Annotated in this window: 20 protein-coding genes; 11 read left to right on the top strand and 9 right to left on the bottom strand. The window is 44.6% G+C overall.

Going from position 1 to position 18,110, the window contains the following annotated elements:
• Positions 1–103 precede the first annotated feature (103 nt).
• Positions 104–1,030 (top strand): IS30 family transposase, encoded by a 927-nt coding sequence (locus W293_RS16280; protein ID WP_037025096.1) that lies wholly within the window; start codon positions 104–106, stop codon positions 1,028–1,030.
• A gap of 88 nt (positions 1,031–1,118) precedes the next feature.
• Here W293_RS16280 and W293_RS0108030 read toward each other — a convergent pair whose 3' ends face one another.
• The 3 genes from W293_RS0108030 to W293_RS0108020 form a co-directional block, all read right to left on the bottom strand.
• The gene (locus W293_RS0108030) at positions 1,119–2,093 is read right to left on the bottom strand and encodes a mechanosensitive ion channel family protein (RefSeq protein WP_025651942.1); all 975 of its coding nucleotides are present in this window, start codon (positions 2,091–2,093) and stop codon (positions 1,119–1,121) included.
• A gap of 77 nt (positions 2,094–2,170) precedes the next feature.
• The gene (gloA, locus tag W293_RS0108025; RefSeq protein ID WP_413771500.1) at positions 2,171–2,617 is read right to left on the bottom strand and encodes a lactoylglutathione lyase; all 447 of its coding nucleotides are present in this window, start codon (positions 2,615–2,617) and stop codon (positions 2,171–2,173) included.
• Positions 2,618–3,012: 395 nt separating this feature from the next.
• The gene (locus W293_RS0108020) at positions 3,013–3,651 is read right to left on the bottom strand and encodes a carbonic anhydrase (protein WP_025651940.1); all 639 of its coding nucleotides are present in this window, start codon (positions 3,649–3,651) and stop codon (positions 3,013–3,015) included.
• Between the two features lie 736 nt (positions 3,652–4,387).
• On the opposite strand from W293_RS0108020, the gene potA reads away from it, so the two are divergent.
• The 4 genes from potA (at position 4,388) to W293_RS0107995 (ending at position 8,418) form a co-directional block, all read left to right on the top strand.
• Positions 4,388–5,656, top strand: a complete 1,269-nt coding sequence (gene potA / locus W293_RS0108010) for a spermidine/putrescine ABC transporter ATP-binding protein PotA (protein ID WP_051395110.1) — start codon at positions 4,388–4,390, stop codon at positions 5,654–5,656.
• Positions 5,656–6,543, top strand: coding sequence for a spermidine/putrescine ABC transporter permease PotB (gene potB, locus W293_RS0108005; RefSeq protein ID WP_025651938.1), 888 nt, complete (start codon positions 5,656–5,658; stop codon positions 6,541–6,543). Before potA ends, potB begins: the two co-directional genes overlap by 1 nt.
• On the top strand, positions 6,543–7,370 hold the full coding sequence (potC, locus tag W293_RS0108000; protein WP_025651937.1) for a spermidine/putrescine ABC transporter permease PotC: 828 nt from the start codon (positions 6,543–6,545) through the stop codon (positions 7,368–7,370). Before potB ends, potC begins: the two co-directional genes overlap by 1 nt.
• A 157-nt stretch (positions 7,371–7,527) precedes the next feature.
• Complete coding sequence (locus W293_RS0107995) at positions 7,528–8,418, top strand: LysR family transcriptional regulator (RefSeq protein WP_025651936.1); 891 nt, start codon at positions 7,528–7,530, stop codon at positions 8,416–8,418.
• A gap of 110 nt (positions 8,419–8,528) precedes the next feature.
• On the opposite strand, the gene W293_RS0107990 is transcribed toward W293_RS0107995, so the two are convergent.
• The 5 genes from W293_RS0107990 to W293_RS0107970 all read right to left on the bottom strand — a co-directional run bounded on the left by W293_RS0107990 (position 8,529) and on the right by W293_RS0107970 (position 12,159).
• A complete protein-coding gene (locus W293_RS0107990; protein WP_156915627.1) occupies positions 8,529–9,371 on the bottom strand; it encodes a hypothetical protein in 843 nt (280 codons plus the stop codon).
• Positions 9,372–9,536: 165 nt separating this feature from the next.
• The gene (locus W293_RS0107985; protein ID WP_025651934.1) at positions 9,537–9,908 is read right to left on the bottom strand and encodes a CrcB family protein; all 372 of its coding nucleotides are present in this window, start codon (positions 9,906–9,908) and stop codon (positions 9,537–9,539) included.
• 68 nt (positions 9,909–9,976) lie between these two features.
• Positions 9,977–11,035 carry a tRNA (adenosine(37)-N6)-threonylcarbamoyltransferase complex transferase subunit TsaD gene (tsaD, locus tag W293_RS0107980; RefSeq protein ID WP_025651933.1) on the bottom strand — a complete coding sequence of 353 codons (1,059 nt, stop codon included), beginning with the start codon at positions 11,033–11,035 and terminating at the stop codon, positions 9,977–9,979.
• 137 nt (positions 11,036–11,172) lie between these two features.
• Positions 11,173–11,682 carry a c-type cytochrome gene (locus W293_RS0107975; protein ID WP_025651932.1) on the bottom strand — a complete coding sequence of 170 codons (510 nt, stop codon included), beginning with the start codon at positions 11,680–11,682 and terminating at the stop codon, positions 11,173–11,175.
• A gap of 84 nt (positions 11,683–11,766) precedes the next feature.
• Positions 11,767–12,159, bottom strand: coding sequence for a hypothetical protein (locus W293_RS0107970; RefSeq protein ID WP_025651931.1), 393 nt, complete (start codon positions 12,157–12,159; stop codon positions 11,767–11,769).
• 405 nt (positions 12,160–12,564) lie between these two features.
• On the opposite strand from W293_RS0107970, the gene rpsU reads away from it, so the two are divergent.
• Both rpsU and W293_RS0107960 read left to right on the top strand, forming a co-directional pair.
• Positions 12,565–12,780: a 30S ribosomal protein S21 gene (rpsU, locus tag W293_RS0107965; protein ID WP_025651930.1), complete on the top strand. Its 216-nt coding sequence runs from the start codon at positions 12,565–12,567 to the stop codon at positions 12,778–12,780.
• A gap of 186 nt (positions 12,781–12,966) precedes the next feature.
• A complete protein-coding gene (locus W293_RS0107960; protein WP_025651929.1) occupies positions 12,967–13,416 on the top strand; it encodes a GatB/YqeY domain-containing protein in 450 nt (149 codons plus the stop codon).
• Between the two features lie 89 nt (positions 13,417–13,505).
• On the opposite strand, the gene W293_RS0107955 is transcribed toward W293_RS0107960, so the two are convergent.
• Positions 13,506–15,194 carry a M48 family metalloprotease gene (locus tag W293_RS0107955; protein WP_227502367.1) on the bottom strand — a complete coding sequence of 563 codons (1,689 nt, stop codon included), beginning with the start codon at positions 15,192–15,194 and terminating at the stop codon, positions 13,506–13,508.
• Between the two features lie 416 nt (positions 15,195–15,610).
• Between W293_RS0107955 and W293_RS0107950 the strand changes: the two genes are divergently transcribed.
• The 4 genes from W293_RS0107950 (at position 15,611) to thiS (ending at position 17,945) form a co-directional block, all read left to right on the top strand.
• Complete coding sequence (locus tag W293_RS0107950; protein ID WP_025651927.1) at positions 15,611–16,102, top strand: sulfurtransferase TusA family protein; 492 nt, start codon at positions 15,611–15,613, stop codon at positions 16,100–16,102.
• 241 nt (positions 16,103–16,343) lie between these two features.
• The gene (gene rpoH, locus W293_RS0107945) at positions 16,344–17,207 is read left to right on the top strand and encodes an RNA polymerase sigma factor RpoH (protein WP_198015432.1); all 864 of its coding nucleotides are present in this window, start codon (positions 16,344–16,346) and stop codon (positions 17,205–17,207) included.
• Between the two features lie 62 nt (positions 17,208–17,269).
• Complete coding sequence (locus W293_RS0107940) at positions 17,270–17,644, top strand: DUF423 domain-containing protein (RefSeq protein ID WP_025651925.1); 375 nt, start codon at positions 17,270–17,272, stop codon at positions 17,642–17,644.
• A gap of 100 nt (positions 17,645–17,744) precedes the next feature.
• The gene (gene thiS, locus W293_RS0107935) at positions 17,745–17,945 is read left to right on the top strand and encodes a sulfur carrier protein ThiS (RefSeq protein ID WP_025651924.1); all 201 of its coding nucleotides are present in this window, start codon (positions 17,745–17,747) and stop codon (positions 17,943–17,945) included.
• The last annotated feature ends 165 nt before the right edge of the window (positions 17,946–18,110 follow it).

Raw genomic sequence — 18,110 nt, 5'->3', positions numbered from 1 at the left:
CTTAGATTAACACATGAAGTGCAATATCAAAGAGCAGGTGAAAAAGAGGCCTAGATGCGCTAGCATCAAAGCTACTATCCACCGCCAAAGTGAGATTGCAACCATGAGCTATACACATCTAAGCCTAGAGGAACGATATCAGATTTATGCCCTTAGAGGGGCACAACATAGTATTAAATTTATAGCAGGGGCGTTAGGCAGAAGTCCCAGCACCATATCAAGAGAGCTTAGACGCAATAAAAGCCTACGAGGCTACCGGGCAAAGCATGCAGACAACACCGCTAAAGCGAGGCGAGCAAATAATGCCTTCACCATCATTTTAAACGTCTGGGACTGGGTCGTGACTAAGCTTAAACTGCAGTGGAGTCCTGAGCAAATAGCAGGCGTTCATAGTGGAGTCAGTCACACGAGTATCTATCGTTACTTATGGACGGATAAGAGGCAAGGCGGCACGCTATGGCAGTATTTAAGACGCAAAGCCAAACCCTATCGTCAAAGGCTTACCACTGAGACTCGTGGGCGTATTAATGACAGGATCTCAATTCATGAGCGCCCTCATGTAGTAAAAGAGCGATCCCGCATCGGTGATTGGGAAGCGGACACCATCATTGGTCAAAACCATAAACAAGCTATCGTGACAGTGGTAGAGCGAAAGACAGGTTTGGTTAAGATGAAGCGAGTGACTAAAAAGAGTGCTCATCTGGTCGCGGATGCGATGGTGGTAATGCTAACTCCAGTGAAACTACACGTTAAGACGATTACGTCCGATAATGGCAAGGAATTTGCGGATCATAAAGCCATTAAGCAAAGACTCTATAGTGGGTTCTACTTTGCTGATGCTTATGCCTCATGGCAACGAGGAACAAACGAAAATACCAATGGCTTGATTAGAGAGTACTTGCCTAAAGGATGTGACTTTAGACAAGTATCTGATGATGAGGTTCAAAACATTGAAGACAGGTTAAACAACAGACCAAGAAAACGATTAGGGTTTAAAACGCCAAACCAGGTGTTTTATTCCATTACTTAGCGTTGCACTTGGTGTGTTAATCTAGGCAGTCTAAAAATATGACCTATTCAAACAGTTGCATGACACATTTATCAGTGTATCAACCCAACTATTCTGTGGCAGCTTTATTCACATCTAGCGCTTGCTGCTCGTTCATTTTATTAACAATAGAGGTGACAGAAGGGTCGCTCAAATCTATGGTGCGTATTGGGAAAGGTATGTTCACCCCTGCCGCATCAAGAGCTGTCTTAATCTCTACGATAACTTGATGGATTGAGGCAACTTTATTAGCTTGGGTGCCATCTTCGATGAACCAACGCACCATTAAATCGATTGAGGAGCCACCAAAACCTGTCGCAATCACGCTTGGATTGGCTTTAGTAGAGACACTATCCACTTTATCCAGCGCCCGTAAAATTTCAGCCTTTGCTGCTTCGATATCATCTTCGTAACCAATACCAACGGCGACTTGTAGACGGCGCTGCTTATAGGCGGTATTAACAGTCAATGCTGAAGTATACAAATCCGAGTTTGGAATGACCACTTGTCGACCATCATAGGTCTTGATGGTCGTCGCACGGATTTTGATGTCTTCAACCGTCCCTTCATACTCCCCTGAGACAATCTGATCGCCAATACGAAATGGCTCTGAGATAAGTAGTAAAATACCAGATAGCAAGTTTTGAAAAATATCCTTAAAAGCAAAACCAATGGCGACCGAACCAATACCGAGCGCACCAATAAGCTTGGCAGGTGTAAATCCTGGTACGGCAATGACCATGGCAATCATAAAACCAATGAAAATAATCAGTGCACCGCCTACCCGCTGAAACACTTTAACTAAGTTTTGATGACGACTGCGGCTACCCAATAGTTTATGTACGACTTTTTTGAAGACAATCGATAAAAACCAAAAAATCAGGATAACGATGAGCGAAGCCACAAAATGCGGTATACGCTCAACAAAGCCAATCAGGATGCCATTCGCCGAATCGATGATGCTTTGATACGTCAACGCATCTGTCGTTGTCGATCCAGCAACTGTCTCACTACTTACCGCGGTTTCTGCCTCAGAGGTAGGCATTCAGGGGTCACTCCTTTGATATGTGAACTTTTTAAGTCAATGATACGCCATCGCTGTTGTTTGTCAGGTCCTAAAAACTAGCCCATCAAATCGGCTTGTACGATCTCGATCCAATAGCCGTCAACGTCTTTAATAAAAGCGATATTTTTCATACTGCCATCTTCGGGACGTTTTTTGAATTCGACATTATTTTTATCAAACCAAGCCACCGCTTCATCAAGATTCGGCACACTAAAGCAGATATGTCCAAAACCTTGTGGCTCACTATTACCATCGTGATAGCTAAAGTCAGATTTAGTCTCGGTACCATAATTATGGGTCAACTCTAAAATACCGCGCTGACGGAAGGCAAAGATTTCTAAATCCTCACCAGCGGGTAAATTCTCACGCTCGCTATCGGTCAGTTTGGCTAAGAAATATAAATCAAATTCCATATCAGGGAACTTTTTTACCGCCAGCAAAGTCATGCCAAGCACGCCAGTATAAAACTCCAATGATTTAACAGGGTCTTTTACCCGTAGCATGGTGTGGTTAAAGGTAAAGCCTGAAGTCTGTGCAGAAATGGGCTGAATGCCAGCGGTATTTACACTGCTTGCAGGCTGCGCTATCGTTGCTTCATTATTATTGGTTGAATTGGACGCTGACGTAGACATAGTTATCCTAATAGTTGACAAGTTATGGAAGTTAAAAATCAGCAAATCACGCTATTTGTGATTTGCTTAACTCTCTCATCATAATAAAAAATGGCAGGACTAATGATAGGATTTTGTAAGAACTTATAATCTATACAGTCAATCTATATGGATAGTTATATTCAATTATTAAACACAAGCGCGCTAGCCTCACCCAAAATAAAGGTAAGGCTAGCGCTATTTTATTGATAATATTGACAATAGAATAGCCATTAACTTTATAACGACTAACTATCTAAAAACCGTACCTTCCCTGTTTCTAAATCATACTCTGCGCCAACGACCAATAACTGACCACTGTTGGTCAAGTCTTCTAGCGCCCGCGAACCATGCTTAAGCTGGCTGACCGACATGCGCACGTTGGCACTTATTGAGCGATTGACCAATTCATCAGCATCGACATCTTGCCCATTGGCAGTAGCAAGCTCATGTAAGTTATAAACGCTTGGGCGGATACGATCGACGATTGACTGTAAATTGGGCGAGTAATTTTGCTCAGGGTTGATCAGTGCATCGACACAAGCAGTGACGGCGCCGCAATGCGAATGTCCCAAGACCACGACCAACTTTGTACCGAACTTTTCGGCGGCAAATTCTACTGAACCGATTTGCGAAGGCGCAACCACGTTACCTGCTACCCGAATCACAAACAAATCACCCAAGCCTTGATCAAATACAATTTCGACCGGTACTCGGGCATCGGAGCAACCCAAAATGATGGCTAACGGGTCTTGATTACTCACCAGTTCTGGTCGTCTTTGCATCATTGGATCAGTGTTGGTGAGGCTATCCATGTAGCGCGTATTGCCTTCTTTTAGCAGTTCAAGCGCTTCTTGACCTGTTTTTGGGCGGATATCAGTAGGCATAAGGGTTCCTTGATTATAAAATGATTAGAATAATAAATCTCTTTTTTTGACCATGGCTTGGCTAAGCGTTTTGCCCGACATATCAGGCTTCCTGTATTTCTTAACCACAAAATTATTGTATAGGAATAAAGGGAGAAAAATCATAAAAAAATTGCTTTTAATCTCGTTATTTAAAGATGGTCATGGCTGGTAAAGCGGCAGTCAGTCACATTAAAATAACCAATAATAAGCCTGTGACACTAGGGTCTGTTGAACATTCAAATGTGGCACTGGCAGTGGCTATTTTTTAGACAATACGCAGTGAAATTTTTGACGCCTAGTCATTCTAGGTTAGATAATTTCGCCATGTATTGGCAAAAAATAGCTCTGCCCCAAAGGGCTGATGCTAAAACCACCCCAAACGTTGTTGTAAACCTAGCTAAGGTCTCGACATTATCGTCGGTTTACGCCTGATTTGATAAAAGGTTTGGGACGATTTTAGCAATCAGCAGTCCTAATATTTGAATGTTCAACAGACCCTAAGAATGCTAAGAAGAAAGCAAAGGTTATCAGAACGAATTTTTGGCCCATAATAAAATGGTATGGCGAACTTATAACGAACTTGCACTGATTTATATCAAGGGTTTGTTATAATACGCAGCAACCAGACCACGCTTACGCTCAGGCCAGTCATCGAAATTGCAGCGATTTTATTTGGTCGCGGCCCCAGTCTATCGAGCGCTTAGGAAACTATATTATGAATGACTCATCTATGAACACACATAGAACTTCTATGCCGCCGAACGCCGATAAGGTGCTGCTACAACTGACTGGTCTAAAAAAAACCTACGATCAAACCGAAGTGCTAAAGGACATCAATCTCGATATCAAGCATGGTGAGTTTTTGACACTGCTTGGGCCATCAGGCTGTGGCAAAACGACGTTGCTGCGCTTGATTGCTGGTTTTGAGCAACCAAACGCTGGGGCGATTTATCTAGATGGTGTACAGATGGCAGGCTTGTCAGCCGATAAGCGTCCGGTCAATACCGTGTTTCAACAGTACGCCTTATTTCCGCATATGACCGTTGCGCAAAATGTTGCTTATGGTCTTAAACTTAAAAAAATTCCTAAAGACGAGATTCAAACGCGGGTGCGTGAGATGCTGGCCATGGTGCAGTTAGAGCATTTGGCCAATCGCAAACCGCAAGATTTATCCGGTGGTCAGCAGCAGCGTGTGGCGATCGCACGGGCGGTGATTAATCGTCCTAAACTATTATTACTTGATGAACCGCTGTCGGCGCTCGACCACAAGCTGCGTTTGCAAATGCAGTCTGAGCTCAAACGCTTGCAGCGCGAACTGGGCATCACCTTTGTCTTCGTCACTCATGACCAAGAAGAAGCGCTGTCAATGTCAGACCGTATCGCGGTGATGAAAGATGGCAGATTTCAGCAGATTGGCACGCCTATCGAGATTTATGAAACCCCCGCCAATTTATTTACCGCCAAATTCATCGGTGAGACCAATTTATTCAGAGCAGAAGTCAAAGGCGTCTACGCTGACCAGCCAGATCGTGATGGACAAGTCAGCAATGGGCGTATCGAAGTCGAAGTATGTGAATCGCAAGCGCAAGACGGACCGACGACATTACGTAATTTGCGTCGTCCGGACTTTGCTAATGATGTGCAAGTGGGCGATATCGTAAACTTACTGCTGCGCCCTGAAGATTTACGGATTTATGATCCCAATGATAACGCCCACGCTGGATTACTGGGCCGCGTCATCGAGAGTAATTATAAAGGTAGCACCTTAGACTCGATTATTGAACTCGCAAACGGTCATATTATTAAAGCCTCTGAATTCTTTGATGAAGATGACCCAAGTTTTGATTACAAGTTAAATGAAGCGGTCAAGGTCTCATGGGTGGATGGCTGGGAATGGGTGCTACCAGATGACGATTCAATCGACCAGTCAACCGCCAATTCGAGCGAACATCAAGGCATGTCTGTGCAAAAGGATGTCAGCTAATGGCAGCTAATAGCCGTTTCAATTTGGGCAACAAAAGTCCTTTTCGGACCGCAACGCTATGGCTGATCTGGGGCTGGTTGCTTATTTTTGCGTTATTGCCAAATATATTGGTCATCGCTGTCAGCTTTCTGACTCGCGATAGCAGCGCTTTTATTAGCTTGCCTGTCAGTATCGACAGCTATGTACGCATGATTGATCCGCTGTATTTTGAGGTATTTGTCCATTCGTTATGGATGGCAGGTATCACCACGGTCATCTGCTTGCTGCTCGGTTATCCTTTTGCTTGGCTGGTCTCTAAAGCCAATGTACGTTGGCAGCCGCTATTGATGATGATGCTCATCCTGCCGTTTTGGACCAACTCTTTAGTACGTACTTATGCCCTCAAACTGCTGTTTGCCAATAATGGCTTGATTAATAAATTGCTGCTAACGATAGGCGTCATCGATGCCCCTATTGATATTTTATACACCCAAGGCGCGGTGATAGCCGGCTTAACGTATTTGTTATTCCCGTTTATGGTATTACCGTTATATGCGGTATTTACCGATTTGCGTAATGATATGCTACTCGCTTCGCAGGATTTGGGCGCTTCAAAAACGCAGACCTTTTGGCACGTGGTGCTACCATTGACCACGCCTGGGATTATCTCAGGGGTGCTATTAGTGTTATTGCCAGCGATGGGTATGTTCTATGTGGCAGATATTTTGGGTGGCTCGCGCAATTTATTGGTTGGTAATATCATCAAAAATCAATTTTTGGATGCGCGTGATTGGCCATTCGGTGCAGCAGCCAGCGTATTATTGACCCTTGCGATGGCCGTACTATTACTCGCCTATCGTGCCAGTAGCCGCCGTATTGGCAAGACCGACTTTAATGAGGTGGCTTAATGTCTAATAACTCATTAAAGAACTCACCCGTGAAGAACAAGCGTCACATCAAGAAACCTAGCATCGGCAGCATAGCGGCTAAAGGCTATCTCGGACTGATTTATGCTTTGCTATATCTGCCCATTATTGTCCTAGTGGTGATGTCATTTAACAAGTCAAAAATTGGCTATAACTGGGGCGGCTTTAGCCTAAAGTGGTATGAATCACTATTTAATAACCAAGCCATGCTAGATGCATTTTGGCATTCTATCGTATTAGGGTTGGTCGCTGCGACCGTTTCAACATTGATAGGCACGCTCACCGCTTTAGCACTACACCGTTATAATTTCCGTGGTAAAGGCTTGCTAAACGGACTACTGTTCGTATTGATGATGTCACCTGAAATTGTATTGGCCATCTCATTGCTAGCACTGTTCTTATTAATTGGTCTGCAATTAGGATTTGTCTCGCTATTATTAGCACACATTACCTTCTGCCTACCGTTTGTGGTCATCACTGTCTTTGCACGATTAAGCAGTCTAGATGAGAAATTGATGGAAGCGGCACGCGACTTAGGTGCCAATGAGTCAACGATGGTACGTACCGTGCTCATTCCTGTAATTTTACCAGCGGTAATGGCAGGCTGGTTACTCGCCTTTACGTTGTCATTGGATGATGTGGTGGTTTCAACCTTTGTCACTGGCCCAAGCTATGAGATTTTACCGCTACGTATTTATTCAATGGTACGCGTAGGATTGAAGCCAGAAGTCAATGCCATTGGTACGCTACTACTGGCCGCCTCTTTGATATTGGTCATCATTTCGCAGTTGCTACTACGTCGGCGCTAATGAGTCATTAACGACTGATGTTAAGAGTGGCTGCTATTAAGCTTTGCATGATTTATACTAATTTTTGAATAAAAATCACTATAAAACGGTTATAATGAATTTTATTCACATTCGACTTTCTTTTACTTTTTCTTAAAATCAGTGGTTAGGTTACTTTATGCTCGAGCTTCGTCATCTGAATACCTTAACCGCGCTACGAGCGCATGGTTCACTCGCTGCTGCGGCCGATGAACTGCATGTCACGGCTTCTGCGGTCTCACATCAATTGAAAGAGCTAGAGAATTATTACGATATTAGCTTGGTCAACCGTCGCACGCGTCCGCTGACTTTTACACCAGCGGGCAAGACTGTGCTGGCATTGGCAGATAGCATCATGCCGCAAGTTACCCGTACCAAATCCAATCTAAAGCGCTTAGCGCATGGTCAGGCAGGCAGATTGCGTCTGGCTTCTGAATGTCATAGCTGCTTTGATTGGCTGATGCCGATACTCAATCATTACCGCCGTGAATGGTCGGATGTTGAGCTGGACTTTGCAACGGGGTTTGAGCCTGAGCCGCATCATCTGCTCATGGAAGGTGATATTGATTTATTGATTACCACCAGTGATTTACCGATAGACGGTATCAGTTATCAGCCATTGTTTGAGTATGAGAGTCGCTTGGTACTGTCGCCCACGCATGATTTGGCAGCACAAGAATTTATTGAACCCAGTGATTTGACTGAAGAAACCTTAATTGCTTATCCAGTAGAGGCCAAGCGTCTCGATATTATCGCCAACTTTATGACGCCTGCACAGGTGAGCTTTGAGAATGTTCGTACTACAGAGCTGACAGCGATGCTTATTCAGCTGGTCGCTAGTGAGCGCGGAGTTGCTGCATTGCCTGATTGGGTTGTGGCGGAATATGAGAAAAAAGGCTGGGTCGTCTCGCGGAAGTTAGGTGCAGGTGTGCATTGTCAGTTGTATGCAGCAACGCGCACATCTAGCCAAGATACAGCGTATATGCAAGGGTTCGCAAATTTACTAGAAGGGATAGTGAAGCCGTTGTAGGTTCATTACTGATTACTTTCTTATAGTTATAAAATATTAGTCACTTTTTCATATCATAACGAATGTTATGGTAAATGAGTTTAATATGGCTCAAAGCCATTACTCGAAAACTATTCTATTGTGTGATCAGCATCGTTGATCTTATTAAATTCGGTTTTAGTAACAATCTGTCTATGCGCTTTAAAAAACTCTATGACTCGCTCATTATTATCGACAAAACCTTGAATAATCTTGGGGTGATCTAGCACTCGACCATCAGCTGCTATGACATCTTTAAACGCTTGCGCAAATTGCGTATCGTAACCGCTCAGATTAAATCTTTGGTTGTAGTCATCATTCATTATTCTAATTCGATACTTTAATAAAAAATCATCATCCAGTATGGTGTACAAGTCATAATAATTATGAAAAGAGCTAAGTTTTTCATTAGGGTACTTCATAAACATGAGTTTTAATGGACTGGTCTGATTGGGCATATCATCTATTACTAGCATTTCTTGACTAGAGTCGGCATAAAATCGCTCAATGTTTAACGTTTTTTCTATTAGCGACTCTGGGGGGAAAGTATTATAAAAATAGTCTTTACCCCTAACTACTTTTTCAACGATTTCACCATCAGTTTTATTTGAATCAATCAATCTGTAAAGTGGTCTCAAGTCTGTATAAAAAACCATACCTAGTTTTTCTGAAGGGCAGTGATAACTATTCGAGGGGTTACCTGAGAATGTTTTCGCTTGAAATTTTAGTCTCAAATGTTTTGTCGAAAACTCATTAAAGTCACCAGCATCATTATTATTACAACGTGGAAAAGTGGCGACAAATACCTTATCTGATATTTCTGCTGGTATATAAGCGGTAACTAGCTCATTTGGGTTTTTTGGCTCTGTACATCCGGTTACTAAGATTCCTATAGCACTTAGAATGAAAGTACCTATGAATTTCAATGTCGTCATAATCATCTTATTTCGTACAGTTAAGTCTCGTTAAATCCTGATTTGAGTATACCCCAAGGGAACCAGTTATTTTGCCCTTTAAACTTATTAATAAACCACTCAAAACAGACTGATATAATGGAACTACTTATAACAGACCATCAAGCAAGCAATACCTATAAAAGCTCATAAAACCAGCTTAAAAAAATAAAATCCCAGCGCGGTAGCCAGTAATGTGAGTCCCACATGTAAACCGATAAGCGCCAATCCTGCCAGCAAACGGCCGTCATTCACAAAGGTAAAAACCTCCGCGCTAAAGGTACTAAACGTCGTCAGTCCGCCTAGAAAACCAGTGATGACGAACAGTCTCACGTTGTCAGATAAGCCAGTACCCATCCGCCCGAACCATACTAGCGCTAGCCCTATCAGCAGTCCACCCAAGACATTTGCACCTAATGTACCTAGCGGTATCCAATGATGCAGCGGATTAAAGCGCGCCAACCACCCTCGTAAACAAGCTCCAAATGCGGCGCCCAAACCAATCGCAATCCACTGCATAGCTCATCCTTACTTCAGATAGTTTTCATGGGCATCAACATGGGCATGACGCCCAATCAATAGCACCTTTATACCGCAGGCAACTCTGTCATCGGCCAACGTGGCACACAGCTCACCGCCAAATCATCCGACTGCCCTGCTTGCAAGCGCTCGTAACCGGCATAAGCAATCATTGCCCCATTATCGGTACATAGCGCAGGCGGTGCATAGTGCACCGTTGCATTTATTTTGGCCAGCTCCGCTTCTAACGTTTCACGCAGATGAGTGTTGGCACTGACGCCGCCTGCAATCACTAGGCGACTCATGTCTGCTTGCTTGAGTGCTTTGACGCATTTCTTTACCAGTGTATCGACCACTGCATGTTGAAAGCTAGCGGCAATATCAGCGCGTACTTGTGGATCACTCTCGGCACCATTTCCTGAACCCCCTGAGAGTGGGGTGTCTTTGATAAGGTTATGCACGGCTGTTTTCATACCGCTAAAGGAGAAGTCCAAACCACGGTGTAGCATCGGTCTTGGCAAGCTATACACGTTTTGATTGCCTGTCTCAGCCAGTTTAGCGATATTGGGACCACCAGGATAGGGTAAGCCTAGCATTTTAGCCGCTTTATCAAAGCACTCACCCGCAGCATCGTCGATCGACTCACCCAATATCTCATATTGCCCAACCCCACGTGCAGCAATGAGCAAAGTATGTCCACCAGAAACGAGCAATGACACGAAAGGAAAGGCAGGAGGGTTGGCACCCATCAGCGGTGCCAACAAATGGCCTTCCATATGATGAATGCCAATCGCTGGGATCTCTAAGCCATACGCCAAGCTGCGCCCAAATAATGCACCTGTCATCAATGCACCAATGAGTCCAGGCCCTTTGGTATAGGCAATCGCATCGATCTCGCTTTTCTTGATATCGCACTGCTCTAGTAGCTCATTAAGTAAAGGTACCAGCTTACGAATATGATCACGGCTGGCAAGCTCAGGCACGACGCCGCCATAGAGTGCGTGCAGCTCTATTTGTGAATACAGCACTTGCCCAAGCAAACCTTGACTGTCAGTGTCTATCAGCTCACTATCAAAAATCGCCAGTCCCGTCTCATCACAAGACGTCTCTAAACCCAATACTTTCATACTCTTGCCTTCATATCGTCTTTTGCAGCGTTTTCGTCTTATGCCATTAACAACGTGCATAAAAAAACCGCCATTGTCAGTCACAATGACGGTCAGTTTAGCAAATTTCAATGGTCAATATATGGCAATACGCCCCATCAGCTCACAGACGCCAACATATAATCAACCGCAGCATGCACTTGTGCTTCAGTGACGCCATTGATCGCTTGCGCGGGCATCTTATTAAAACCTTTAGCAGAATGGCTATACAGCGTCTCTTTGTCTTTAGTAATGCGCGCACTCCACGCAGCGGTATCGCCATATTTTGGCGCTTCTAACAGCCCTTGTGCGTGACACATCTTGCACTGCGCCTCATAAAGCTTGGCCCCAGCGTCCGCAGCCAGTACTTCAGGTTCGGCTTCGGCTACTGGCTCTTCTATCGCTTCACTGACCTCGCTCTCTACGGCAGGCTCGGGCGTCACCACTTCAGGCTCAGCGACCGGCGGTGCTGGCTCGACAGCGACGGCGTCAGCTGATTCGCTGACCGCAGCTGGTTCTTCAGCCGTTGTATTGTCACCACTACACGCACTAAGCGCCAGTAACGCGCTAATACTGAACACCGACAATGTCCATTTACCAAAACTCATACGCGGTTGCTTATTACTCATGATCATACCTCTATATAAGGGTTCATCTTAGCGGCTGTCATTACAGCGCATAAAATCCGTCACGACCTTGCACATTGAGCGCTATTAATTGGCAGTTGCTTCAGCGTCAGTCGTTGCGGTATCCGCTACGGGCGGGGCGGCACTAGTATCAGTAGCAGCTGTATCCGTACCAGTCATAGTCGCATCGGCACTGTCAGCCATATCCGTATCAGCACCCGCTTCAGCAGTGGTAGCGCCGTCAACTGCTGTACCGTCCGCTGCCATATCTGTCGCTGGCATCGGTGCGGTTTCTGGAAAATCCATCTCTTCAGCTTCAGGTCCATTGGCAAGAGCAAGCTTGGCGGCCTCATCTACCCGATCAACGGCTTTTACTTCATGCGACCCACCTTCTTTATCACTGCTACAAGCACTCACGCTAAATCCAAGAGCGACCAACAATGCGGTGCTTAAAGCCGTATTTAGTACTGTTTTTTTCATTCCAACATCCTCAATAAAATGCCCAAAAATCATTAGTGTGTCACTGACTATATAGAAATTATCATAGCATAAAGACAAGACAAACCGTTATAGACAGTAGGGATTTTTTGTTGGATTATCTGTGACGGATTTAACCAAATATAAACAAGATAAGTAAACCCAAAAACTTCCTAATAGGTTGTAAAAAATGCGCTAGCCCAAATATTTTTCAATTACTCATACTGAGAGATAAATGCATGAAAACCATTGACTTTATTCGCATTTATTATTAAAATACTCGCCCTTGTGCTATAGTACAAGATTATCCTAGTTTGAGTTGATGCCTGTAATCTTGAGATATTACGGCTAAATACTAATACACAACCAAACTAATGCCTTTATATCTCATCCTCATAAGGAGTCTTCATGCCTGCAGTTAAGGTTAAAGAAAACGAACCAGTTGATATCGCAATCCGCCGCTTTAAGCGCGCTTGTGAAAAAGCCGGTGTATTATCTGACGTGCGTAAACGTGAATTTTATGAAAAACCAACGCAAGAGCGCAAGCGCAAAAAAGCAGCTGCGGTAAAGCGTTATAAGAAAAAATTACAACGCGAAACTATTCGTACCACTCGTATGTACTAATCGATAATACGATTAGTTAAGTACAAGCGCTACATTAACGCCACTGTTATCAATCGATATCAGTGGCGTTTTTTATGCTACAATTTTTATTATTGCGGTCGATACTGCCGATAATAGCGTCTTTCATTAAAAAGACCGCTTTCGCAGACTGCCTATCGACAAACTTACCTTATAAGGATAATAACAGTGAGCGACCTTAAACAAACCCTATCAGACAATATTAAAACCTCTATGAAAGCCCGTGAGCTTGAACGCGTCAAGGTATTGCGTAACGTGCACTCCGTTATCAAGCAAATTGAAATTGATCGTCAAATAGAGCTTGATGATGCAGGCGTGTTAGAAATTTTGCAAAAGCAGCTAAAACAACGTCAAGAGTCACTTGGCATTTTTACCGAAAATGGCCGTGACGACTTGGCAACCAAAGAGCAGTTCGAAATTGATATCATCAATGAGTTCATGCCCAAGCAAATGGATGATGATGAGCTGGCTGCTATGGTAAATGCCGAGATTGCAACGCAAGGCGCCACTTCTATGCGTGACATGGGCAGTGTGATGGGCGTATTAAAAAATAAAACCGCAGGTCGTGCGGATCCAGCGCTCATCTCTAAGCTGGTAAAAGACGCGTTGCAAGGTTGATAGCTTTGTAATAAACACCATTGTTTAATATCAATGCCTAGGGCGTGTGCTAATTTTAAAAATGGTGATTCAAAGATACACATAACCGCCTAAGGCTTAAAGTCTTTGGCGGTTTTTACGTCTTTAATTTCTGCATTTATGCTCGCTAATAGCGGACGTGCACTACTTGCTTGCCCCGTCGTTTGCATACGTTCAGCCAACTGTTTGGCCTGTGTTAAGGAAGTAAGTGCACGCTCGTAACGTCCATTCCAGAGCTGGTCATGGCTGCGATAACGTAGCGCATTAATGGTAGCAATATTTTTAAGTTGCGCAGAATCAGTGGTTTTAGCGATTTTTTCATTGGCCAGTTGTAGGCTTTGCCAAGCGTAGCGATCGGCTGGCTGCTGCTGGGTCAGAGGTTTTAACAAAGCTTGTGCCTTGGTCGGCTCATTACTATTGGTCAACGCCTCAGCCAAATACAACCGCAAATCACGGCGCTCAGGATACAGACGCTGCTGACGCTCTAATACCTCGGCGGCTTGCTGCCACTTGCCTTGCTCGCTCAGAATTTGGCTGTGGGTAATCGACAACAAGGGCTCTAACACCTGCCGCCGCGCCACTGGTAACGCAACAAGTTCCGCCAATATCTCATTGGCGTCAGTAAAGCGTTGTTGCTCGCTATACCAAGTCATCAGTGACAGTTTGGCCCCTAAGCTGTTTTTGGCGGCTGCCGTCAAGGTGGTCTCAGACGCATGCTTACCGGTACTTTGTACACGCCAATAAAGCAGATCGAACAGCGCTTGATGACGCTGTTGCTGGCTTAATGACATGGTTGGATACTGCTGCGCACGACTTTGCGATTCACTCAAGCGCTCATTGCTCAAGGGATGTGAACGTACAAAACTGGGTAAAAACCGATTGGCTGTCTGATTCAGCTGGCTTTGTTGATTCATCGTCGCAAAAAAGCTGGGCATCGCCCGTGGGTCATATCCAGCTTGGGTCATGATTTGCATCCCTACCCGATCAGCCTCACGCTCATTATTGCGACTAAACGCCATGCTGCTATTCATCGTCGCCGTTTGGCTGCCCATCATCACTGCCGCTGCCGCATCACCATCGACCGCTGATGCGGCAATCGCGGCCAGCATGCCACCTATTTGCATCAGCATGGCTTTTTTACGTTCATCAACGCCGCTTTCGTAATGGCGTTGGCTAATATGCGCGACTTCATGAGCGACGACGCTGGCCAGCTCATCCATACTACTCGCAGCCAGTATCGTCCCTGTATTGATGCCGATGACGCCGCCTGGCGCGGCAAACGCATTGATACTGGGATTGTCGATAATGACCACGCCCAAGGGTGCTTGCTGACGCGCTTGCGCATTGAGCCGCCACGTCATCTCCTTGACCGTTTCTTGCACCCAAGGATCGTGCTCCATTTTGACACGACCATTGATATTTTGTAGCGACCATTCGCCAAGTAGCTTATTTTGATATTGCTCCGCAAAGCTCAGCCCTTGCCCGCGTAAGTTAGGTAAATCGAGCGCTTCTGAAGCTGGGTCTTGCCACGAGTCATAGGCAAATGGCGCAGCGGTACTTTCGCTACTATTGGCGACAGTTGCCATTGTCAATAAGGCAGCTGATACGACAATTTTTATGGCATGGGGCATGAGCAAACGAGCCGTTTTTTGCTTGGGTGTAGACGATATCATGTCTTGTGCATCCTTAACGATGAAACACGCATTCGAGACATTGACGTCTGGTTTACCACATAGCGACTGTCTATTAGAGTGATACAAATGCGCATCCTATCCGATTGATAACAACGTAATTTTGACTATACGAGCTTGTTTATATAAGGTCAATTCTAGTCTGCATTTAACTACCAATAACTTGGCTGCGCGTCACTATTGTGCAACATAACCATGTAATTATTAGAGCTGAATTTCAGCCTGTTTATTGCTAGCAATCTGCACAGATCACCATGAAAAGACACCTTGCTTAGTTATTCTAGTGAGCCAAACATTACGATGACTATATTCAACTGCAACTACATAGCGGCAATTTGCTATAATGATGCACGGTAGAGAGACTTTGCCATTATTGTTTTTTAATTAATGGCTCAAATCTATTGATAAGTTAATATTAATAATAATAGGCTATTGAATTCTCTATAGTTGTAAACGCCAGTTTTAATGTTTTAAGGGTAGGTTTTATGTCCGCTGACAGTCAGTTAATCACCGTAACAGGCTCTTATTCTGTCTGTTTGCCAGCCAGTTTGTCTGATACGCAGCAGCATGTTATTCGCCAATTATTAGATTTATTGTCTGCCTCTTATGAGGGTGATACTGAGTTGAGTGCTACGATCGACTCAAAGCAGCTACCCCTTATTATAAAGAACTTGGTAGACGGACGTGGACTTGCCTGCCCGATGCCATTGTTAAAAACCAAAGTGGCATTACGTGAGGTGGCAGCGGGCGAGTCGTTATATGTGGTGGCCACTGACCCTAACTCGCAAGCGGATATCACCGCTTTTTGTCAACAAAGCCAACAGGCTGGAACGACTCCCAGCTTAAAATTGATGGTTAACGAAGTCACCAATAAAGACATTAAGCCAGTTATCAACGAAGCGCTGGCTGATGGCATATCATCCCAGCATTGCGATACAATATATCACTTCATCATTACCAAAACTGATAGCAACTAAGCGTCGCTATCCTTTACAATTACAACAATAAAGATTTTTATCTGACTGTTTGTTTATCTATTTAACCAAGGTCAAGAATATGGCTACTACTGCTAATGATGCTGCGAAAACACGTAAAAAAGATGGCGCAGCGCCTGAAAAAAACGAAGCGCGCGATGCAGCTCTAAAAGCTGCTGCTGCGCGTCCACCTTATGATGCGAGTGCATTTGAAGATACGAGTACGCGTGACTTAGTGCCAGCGATGCCGACGCATCTATCAGCGCCTGGGGTCAATCTGGGCGCGTATATCAATACAGTGCACCAAATCCCTATTTTAACCCCAACGCAAGAGCAAGAGCTTGCCCATCGCTATTATGATGAAGGCGACGTGGAAGCCGCACGCTTACTCGTTATGTCGCATTTGCGCTTTGTGATTCACATCGCACGCAGTTACTCAGGCTACGGTTTACCACAAGCGGATCTCATCCAAGAAGGTAACTTGGGGTTAATGAAAGCCGTCAAGCGTTTTGATCCGAATAAAGGCGTGCGTTTGGTCTCTTTTGCAGTGCATTGGATTAAAGCGGAAATTCACGAATTTGTGATTCGTAACTGGCGCATTGTCAAAGTCGCGACCACCAAGGCGCATCGTAAGTTGTTCTTTAACTTACGCAGTCTCAAAAAGACCAATAATCAGCTAACATTAGAAGAAGCAGATGCCATTGCCAATGACTTAAATGTCACTCGTAAGCAAGTGCTTGAGATGGAATCGCGTCTCACCTCTTATGATGCTTCGTTTGAAGCGCAATCTAGCGATGATGATGACGGTCGTTATGCGCCGCAGCTGTTTTTAGAAGATGGTATCGATCCTGCTGAGATGGTAGAAGAATCGGATTGGGAAGAGAACAACTCATCAGCACTGATTGCGGCGATGGATACCCTCGATGATCGTTCACGCGATATCGTTGAGCAGCGCTGGCTGTCTGAGCAAAAATCTACCTTGCACGAATTGGCAGCGGTTTACTCTATCTCAGCTGAGCGTGTACGCCAAATCGAAAAAAATGCTATGGATAAAATTCGTGATGCTATGACCATCGATAGTGTCATTTTGCCCGATGACATTCAATAAGGCGGGCGCAAACATTCTATTCTGCACTATTGATAGGCTTGGCTAATGATAAGAGTTTGGGCATGGTAAATTGGATAGCTATTGCAGCGATTAATATGGCCGTCGCCGTTGCTTTAGGCGCGTTTGGGGCTCATGGTCTCAAAAGCATGGTTAATACTCAGCAGCTTGAATGGTGGCACACGGCAACGCTCTATTGGTTTGTCCATGCCCTTGGTTTGTTGCTCGTTGGCATCCTTATTCGCCTGAACTATACGACTCAGACGAGCGCATGGTTGCTACAGGTTGGCGTGATTATATTTGCTGGTAGCTTGTATGCAATGACCTTGGGCGCGCCGCGTTGGTTTGGCGCAATCACGCCTATTGGAGGCGTCTTAATGATTGCAGGTTGGCTATGGCTGGCTGTTTCGGCGTTTCGCTTGAGCAAGGTAGTTGTTTGACGTACACAGTTATTAACAGCCGCGAAAAAGATAGATAACAATGATGTCACTGAACGATATGGCGAAAAAAGGAATTTCAACCAATTAAGGAGTACATTTTATGAGTACCATTAGTGTTAATGGTAAACACCTACAGACCACCCATCAAACCGTGCAATTGGTCATCAATGAGCTAGGACTTAGCGAAGGTCGCTATGCAGTCGAGGTTGATGGAGATCTGATCCCAAAGAGCGAACTTGGTCAACTACGTATCGTAGAAGGGATGAATATTGAGGTGGTACAAGCAGTTGGTGGCGGCTAGCGGTTGATTCATTAGTCGTTTTAATATAGTCACTTGAAGATAGTCACTTGAAGATAGCCACTTGAAGATAGTCACCTCGAAAAAACTAGTAGTTAAGACAAACTGAACCTTATTAATTACACCATCTTTTGCGTTAAAGAATGACGATATGATAGCCAATAAAAA

The organism is Psychrobacter sp. TB67, assembly GCF_000511065.1.
In the GTDB taxonomy this organism is placed as follows: Bacteria; Pseudomonadota; Gammaproteobacteria; order Pseudomonadales; family Moraxellaceae; genus Psychrobacter; species Psychrobacter okhotskensis.
The sequence above is the reverse complement of the archived record's forward strand: the minus strand, read 5'-3'. Positions and strand labels throughout refer to the sequence as shown.